Here is a 7,130-nt window from a genome sequence, read left to right on the forward strand (position 1 = left end):
TTCGGTGATGTAGATCGGCGGCAGTGCGTCACCGAAGCGGGCGTGGAACGTCCGCAAGATCTCGCCCAGCCCCTCGGGAACGATCGGCCAACCGAAATCGGTTGTGGGATAACCGGTAATCGCGACAGGGGCAAAGGGCAGGCCCGGGGGCAGGTCGACTTCGAGCACACCTTCGGTCCCCTGGCCTTCCACCGGAGCAGCAATCATCGTCGGCTCGTAGTAGTTGATCCCGTACCAGTCGAGCGGCGCCCCGATGATTTTCAAGTCCTCGTCGACAGGACCGCTGAGCAGCTGAGCGAATTCGTCGGCCGGGTACTTCCCGACCAGAACCGGGTCGGCGAACATCCAATTGACGACGTGGTCGTAGATGTCGGCAGCCATCCCGTCTTCCGGCGAATCCGAAGCGGCACGCACCGGAGCATGGTTCGAGGCGATTCCGATGTTCGTGCATCCGGTTGCCCGAAGCGCTTCGACAGCGAGGCCATGCCCGAGCAGCTGGTGATGTGCGGCTTGGAAAGCCTCGAACCCCAAGGCCAGTCCGGGGGCGTGAACTCCGAGGGCATGCCCGTAAAGCGTGTGCACAACTGGTTCGTTGAGCGGCATCCACATTCCGACCCGATCCGACAGCCGCTCGCCGACGACCTGCGCATACTCCCCCAGCCGATACGAGGTGTCGCGGTTCATCCAGCCGCCCTGCTCCTGCAGTGCCAGGGGCAGATCCCAGTGAAAGAGCGTGACAGCGGCAGTAATTCCCGCTGAACACAGTCGGTCGATCAGGCGGTCGTAGAAGTCGAGCCCCTTCGCATTCACTGCCCCCGATCCGGTGGGCAGAATGCGCGACCACGACAGAGACAGCCGATAAGCGTCGAGCCCGAGCTGATTCATCAGCTCGATGTCCGACTCCCAGCGGTGATAATGATCGGCAGCGACCGTCCCGGTGTCGCCCCCGACGACAACACCGGGACGGTCACAGAACTCGTCCCAGATCGACGGTCCGCGACCGTCTTCGGCCACAGCTCCTTCGATTTGATAGGCCGCAGTGGCGGTTCCCCAGACGAAGGAAGTCGGAAATTCTGGTGTCGGCTGCCGAGTCATGTCGGTCAGTTAATCAAAGAACCGTGCAAAACACGCAGCTTTGTTGGACACTCGACCAGTATCAAGATCCAGTACCGTTCGGCCTAACCGAACGAACGAGACAAAGGCCCTGCTTGATGACGGATAACACCCGCACCCTGACGAGGGCTCGGATCGCCACTTCGGTGGCCTTCGGACTTCAAGGATTTCTGCTCGCCGCCATTCTGACGCAGCTGCCGCAGTACAAGGACTTGTTCGAGTTGAGCGAGACACTGGTTGTGGTTGCGGTTGTCACCGTGTCCGTCATCGCCGGGCTCGGCAGCGTGCTCGCCGAGATGCTGGCCGTGAGAACGTCGAGCAAGATGACCCTGCGAACTGGGCTCGCCGTCATCGCAGTCTTCGGCGGGGCAACCGGAATTGCGCCCAACGCAGCGATGTTCTTCGTCTTCCTGGCGATCTACGGCATCGGACTCGGCATGGTCGACGCGGCCGCCAACATGCAGGCAGTCTCGATCCAACACGCCAAGGGCCGCTTCATCCTCTCCTCGTTCCATGCTTCCTGGAGCGTCGGAGCGATTGTCGGCGCCCTGTTCATCTCTGCTACCGCAGGCCTCGACATTTCGATCCGCGTCACGCAGGTGATCGCTGGAGTTGTTGTCGGACTGATGCTTCTGGCCTTCGGCCCGCAACTGCTCGATCGGTCCGAGTCTCCGGTTGCCGAGGCAAACATCACGAGCACCGCGAAATTCGCGGTACCCACCCGCGCCTTCGTCCTCCTCGGCGTCGCGATGGCATTGTTCTACGCGGTCGACTTCAGCGTCGGAAACTGGTCGACTCTGTACGTCAAGGACGAACTGCTCGCCGACGCCGGGACCGCTGCCCTTTCCGTGGCGGCGTATCAGATCGCGGCACTTGTCGCACGACTGACCGGGGACTACTGGGTCGGGAAATTCGGTGAGACCACCGTCGTGCGGATCGGCTCTCTCATCGGCGTAGTCGGCATGACAGTTGTCGTCCTCGCGCAATCTCCCGCCGTTGCCATCGCCGGGTTCCTCATCGTCGGGCTCGGGGTACCGGTGATCGCTCCGATCTGCTTCAGCGCTGCCGGCAGGATGGCTCCCCCGGATCAGGTCGATGCGGTGATCGCACGCATCAACCTCTTCAACTACGTCGGCACAGTCGTCGGCGGCGGCATCGTCGGCGCGGTCGCTGCCTTCAGTGACCTTCGAATCGGGTTCCTGATTCCGCTGGCGTTCTGCGCGATCTTGATAGTTCTTGCTCCCGCGTTCGCACCGAAACGAGCCACAACTCCGGTCGCCGAGAACGCCGCTTGAGCATTGCGCCCGAGGAAAGTGGTGTACTTGATCGACCGAATTGTGTGCGCGAGAGGCAGAAACTGACGTGACGATCACCGTTGACCGGGCCGGGATCTGGGATTCCGAAGCAATCGCCGACGTGGCAGCGGTGACATTTCCACTGGCGTGTCCGCCGGACGCATCCGACGACGACATCAGCGCCTTCATCGACAACGTTCTCTCCGTCGACAAGTTCTCCGAGTACCTGACCGATCCGACGCGAACCGTTCTCAAGGTCATTCGCGACGGTTCGATCGTCGGCTACGCGATGCTTGTCGACGACGAGCCCGCCGACCCGGACGTCAAAGCTGCTGTGACACTTCGCCCGACAACGGAACTCAGCAAGTTGTACGTGCTTCCGGGTAACCACGGAACCGGCGCGGCAGCATCCTTGATGGACGCGGTTGTCGACCACGCACGACGCAGCGGAAGTGCCGGGATCTGGCTGGGCGTCAATCAGGAGAACCTGCGCGCCCAGAAGTTCTACGCAAAGCACGGTTTCACACAGGTCGGCACGAAGACTTTCCTCGTGGGCGCACAACTCCACCACGATTTCGTGATGGAGCGCCCCGTCAGCTGACAGGCGTGCAGACTAGCCGGCCGCGACCTCGAAACGAGAAAGTGCGAGCAGACGCGAGGTCGCGCGCAGGTACTTCTTCTTGTACCCACCGGCGAGCATCTCGGGAGTGAAGATCTCGTCGAGGCGTGCGCCGGAAACGGTGACCGGGATGCTCGCGTCGTACAGGCGGTCGGCGAGAACCACGATGCGCAGTGCAACGGACTGATCCGTTGCCGGGTGGACACCGTCGATGAACACGGCCTTCACACCCTCGACCAGCTTGTTGTACCGCGACGGGTGCAGGGTGCTGAGGTGCTTGCACAGCTCGTCGAAGTTGTCGAGCGTGGCGCCGTCGATGGCGTCGGCCCGAGAGACCAACTCCTCCGAGGAGATGGGCTCGGGTGCGGGCGGGAGATCGCGGTGACGGTAGTCGGGGCCGTCGACGCGAATCGTCTCGAAGATCGAGCCGAGCTTCTTGATCTCGCGCAGGAAGTCCTGGGCGGCGAAGCGACCCTCCCCGAGCTGGCCGGGAAGCGTGTTCGACGTCGCGACGATGGACACGCCGCGCGCGGAAAGCTCCGAAAGGAGGCGGGATACGAGCATGGTGTCGCCCGGATCGTCGAGCTCGAACTCGTCGATGCAGAGAACGCTGTGGTCGGCGAGCGCTTCGACCGCTTTGTTGAAGCCGAGAGCGCCGACGACGTGTGTCAGCTCGACGAAGGTTCCGAAAGCCTTCGGCGACGGAACGCTGTGGAAGATCGACGCCAGCAAGTGAGTCTTACCGACACCGAACCCGCCGTCGAGGTACAGGCCGGCGCCGGTCGCCTGGGTCTTCTTGCCGAACAGTCCGCGGCGTCCACCACTACGGATCTTGGTTACGCGCTTGGAGAATTCCTCGGCCTTGGCGACAGCAGCTGCCTGGCTCGGTTCCTTCGGATCAGGAATGTAGGAGGCAAAACTCACCTCGTCGAACATTGCGGGAGGCACCATTTGAGCTACCAGTTGATCGGCGGGTACCACCGGGCTGCGATCGACAAGACGTTCATGCATCCGTCAAGGGTATCTACGTGATGTGATCTCTCATGTGCACCGTATGGATATTGCGACCTACTTCACACCAGGCCACGAAGACGAACTCCGCGGCTTGTACGCCTATCCGGAGAACCTCTCCCAACCCTGGATGCGCGTGAACTTCGTTTCCAGCATCGACGGGTGCGTCTCCGTCGACGGAGTGAGCCATGGACTGGGCACACCTGCAGACAAGTCGGTATTCGGGATCTTGCGCGAACTCTGTGACGTCGTCGTGGTCGGCGCAGGCACAGCGCGAGCCGAGAACTACGGGGGTGTGCAGGTCTCGGACGCAGCTCGGGCGCGACGAAAGGCGAGCGGCCTCGCTCCGGTCCCACCGATCCTCGTCGTCTCGGCGCACGCGTCGATCGACCCCGAAAGCCGACTCCTTCGCGATACCGAAGTTCCACCGATCCTTGTTGTCGGTCGCGACGCGGACTCCGCGGCAATTTCGGCGCTGAGATCTGCCGGAGCGCAGGTGGAGGTGACGGACTCACCGAACGTCACCAGCGGCGACATCGACAGGGCATTGTCGGCTCGCAAGCTCCGTCGCGTGCTGTGCGAGGGCGGACCGTCACTTTTCGGGCAGTTGATCGAGGACAATGCCTTCGACGAACTCTGCATCACCACGTCACCTCAACTGGTGGGGAGCAAAGTCGGCCGAATCTCACTCTCCCCCAACGCAATGCCCACAGCCATGCGTCCCGCGCACATTCTCGGTGATACGGACGGCACGATCCTCACTCGATGGGTTCGTCAGCAGCCACGTCGGTGAACCTGGCACTCTGGTCGGCATGCGCAGAGTTGCTTTGATGGCCGTCGTCCTCGCGACGTGTTGTGCGTGCGGCGCCGGTCCGTCGCTTCGGCCCGCCGTCGCGGTCGAAGGCCGCACCGACGGCAGCCCTGCCCAGAGCGAGGGACCGTCGCCCGATGCGCCGCCGGTTGACCCTGGCGTCCCGACCGATGACATACCGTGGCGAGACTGCACCGGCACGTCACTCGCCGACCAGGCTCTCGCGGCGTCGAGCGCCGGCGTCATTCTCGAATGCGCGGAATTCAATGCCCCCATCGACGTGACCGGCGCCATCGACGGCAACTTCACTGCCGGCTTGACCCGCGCTCGGACCTCGTCGACGCCTGCCGGCGCGTATCCGATCGTGTTCACATCGGGCACCGATCGTTCGTCGGGAAACTCTCTGGCCATGCTCGCCGCATCCGGCTTGAACACGGTTCTCGCCGAACATCCCGTGGTTGCCCTCGATCGCCGCGGAATCGACAGGTCCACCGCAATCGACTGCATGACGCCGGAGATTCGGCGCGGCCTTCACGATCTGGGCCAGTTCGACGCGGACTCCACCGGCGACGCCGCCGACGCGGTCGCCGCTCTCGGTCACGATGCAACCATCGCCTGTACCGACTATCTCGATCCTCAAGAACTGAAGTTCGGCGCGGACTCCGCTGCCGAGGACATCGACGCTCTACGTACGCGGTGGGGCGTCGAGACCATCGCTCTGTGGTCGGCAGGGTCCGGCTCGGACATCGCGCTGAGCTATGCGGCGGCCCACCCGAACAACCTCGCGAGGTTGATCCTCGATTCTCCCGCTCCGGTGGCCACCGACGCTGCCACCGAGGCAGAGAGTCGCGTGCAGGGCGAGGAAGCCGCGTTGACCGCGTTCGCTCAGCGATGTGTGGCGCTGGGGTGCTCGCTCGGCCCTGATCCGAAGAAATCGGTCACGGACTTGATGGAGCGCGCTCGAGCCGATGAATTCCAGCCGCTGTCCGCCGCTGCGGTGTCGAACGCGATTTCGGCGAGCCTGTGGACTGCCGGAACCAACCGTGAGCAGGAGACCCGCTCACTGTCCGACGCTCTGTCCGCGCTCGGTACCGGCAACGCTTCACCGATTCGAGAGCGCGCCGCCCGGGCGGAGAACGAGGTGGACGGCGACGGCCAGTTCATCGGACGATGCACCGACGGCATGCAATGGCCGGGCATCGGGCGTGCGCGCGAGCTTGCGAACACGTGGGGCACCAACTATCCGGTGTTCGGGCAAGAAGCCGCGCTCGGGTTGCTGGCGTGCGCCAGCTGGCCGTCGACCGCCAACTCTCCCCTGCCGAATCAGTTGAAGCCCCCAGTCCTCGTGCTGAGCGGTCAGGGTGACCCGGCCGTCGGGAACTCCGGACTCTCGACCGTCACCGGCGTCGTGACCAATGCAGGATCGCGCTTCGCAACTCTGGACTGGCAAGGTGCGGGTCACCCCGCGGCACAATCCACGTGCGCTCAACAGGCGATGCGCCTCTACCTCAGCGACGCCTCCCTGCCCAGTAACGGAAGCGTGTGCCCGGCCTGACTCGGGCGCTCGTCCACCACGACCGAAAAGGGGTGCATCCCCCGATCACACCCTGCTCCGGTGTACCGTGCCGAAGTGTTCCTTCGACAGCTCGAGCCGCGTACCGGGCGGACAACCCAACAAGTCGTCAACTTCGTTTTGTGGCCGATCGCCGTGATGACAGTGCTCAATCGTGTCATCGTCACAGCAGTCAACGGCGCCATCACCGATGACTTCCGACCGGTCTACAACGCCGCGCTGGCGTTCTGGAACGGGCGCGACGTCTACACCGCAGATTTCAACTCCGTAGACCCCCATTACCTGTACCCACCATCGGGTTCCTTGTTGATGGCACCCCTGGCGATCCTCGATCCCGAGCGCTCACGGTGGCTGTTCATCGGTGTCAATGCCGTCGCCATTCTCGTGGCTCTCTACCTGCTGTTGCGCTTGTTCGACCTGACGATCAGTTCCATCGCGGCGCCGATTCTGGTGCTCGGCGCGTTCATGTCGGAGACGGTCACCAACACGTTGGTGTTCACCAACATCAACGGCCTCGTCCTGCTCGGCGAAGTTGCCTTCCTCCTGTTGCTGATGCGCAAGAAAGATCTGTGGGCCGGCGCCGCGATCGGTCTCACCATCGCAGTGAAACCCACTCTCGCGCCGCTGCTCCTGCTGCCACTCGTTCGCGGTCAGTGGAAGGTGGTCGTCACCGCCCTGGGCATCCCGTTCATTCTCACGGTCGTGGCA

At 63.4% G+C, this 7,130-nt stretch carries 7 protein-coding genes; 5 read left to right on the forward strand and 2 right to left on the reverse strand.

The features are described from left to right. Positions 1 to 1,095 (reverse strand): family 1 glycosylhydrolase (locus RWT78_RS26505; protein ID WP_314681989.1); only part of this gene is annotated, 1,095 nt, incomplete at its 3' end. Positions 1,096 to 1,211: 116 nt separating this feature from the next. On the opposite strand from RWT78_RS26505, the gene RWT78_RS26510 reads away from it, so the two are divergent. Together RWT78_RS26510 and RWT78_RS26515 are read left to right on the forward strand one after the other, a co-directional pair. After that, positions 1,212 to 2,408: an MFS transporter gene (locus tag RWT78_RS26510; RefSeq protein WP_007732911.1), complete on the forward strand. Its 1,197-nt coding sequence runs from the start codon at positions 1,212 to 1,214 to the stop codon at positions 2,406 to 2,408. Between the two features lie 67 nt (positions 2,409 to 2,475). Next, positions 2,476 to 3,009: an N-acetyltransferase gene (locus RWT78_RS26515; protein WP_003942603.1), complete on the forward strand. Its 534-nt coding sequence runs from the start codon at positions 2,476 to 2,478 to the stop codon at positions 3,007 to 3,009. A 12-nt stretch (positions 3,010 to 3,021) separates the two neighbouring features. On the opposite strand, the gene zapE is transcribed toward RWT78_RS26515, so the two are convergent. Then, on the reverse strand, positions 3,022 to 4,038 hold the full coding sequence (gene zapE / locus RWT78_RS26520; protein WP_003942629.1) for a cell division protein ZapE: 1,017 nt from the start codon (positions 4,036 to 4,038) through the stop codon (positions 3,022 to 3,024). A gap of 43 nt (positions 4,039 to 4,081) precedes the next feature. Here zapE and RWT78_RS26525 point away from each other — a divergent pair, with 43 nt between their 5' ends. From RWT78_RS26525 to RWT78_RS26535, 3 genes are all read left to right on the forward strand, one after another. After that, positions 4,082 to 4,831, forward strand: a complete 750-nt coding sequence (locus tag RWT78_RS26525; protein ID WP_276117388.1) for a pyrimidine reductase family protein — start codon at positions 4,082 to 4,084, stop codon at positions 4,829 to 4,831. 19 nt (positions 4,832 to 4,850) lie between these two features. Next, a complete protein-coding gene (locus RWT78_RS26530) occupies positions 4,851 to 6,404 on the forward strand; it encodes an alpha/beta hydrolase (RefSeq protein WP_314681992.1) in 1,554 nt (517 codons plus the stop codon). 60 nt (positions 6,405 to 6,464) lie between these two features. Next, positions 6,465 to 7,130 (forward strand): glycosyltransferase family 87 protein (locus RWT78_RS26535; RefSeq protein WP_314681993.1); only part of this gene is annotated, 666 nt, incomplete at its 3' end.

It is taken from the genome of uncultured Rhodococcus sp. (assembly GCF_963525155.1).
Classification (GTDB): domain Bacteria; phylum Actinomycetota; class Actinomycetes; order Mycobacteriales; family Mycobacteriaceae; genus Rhodococcus_F; species Rhodococcus_F qingshengii.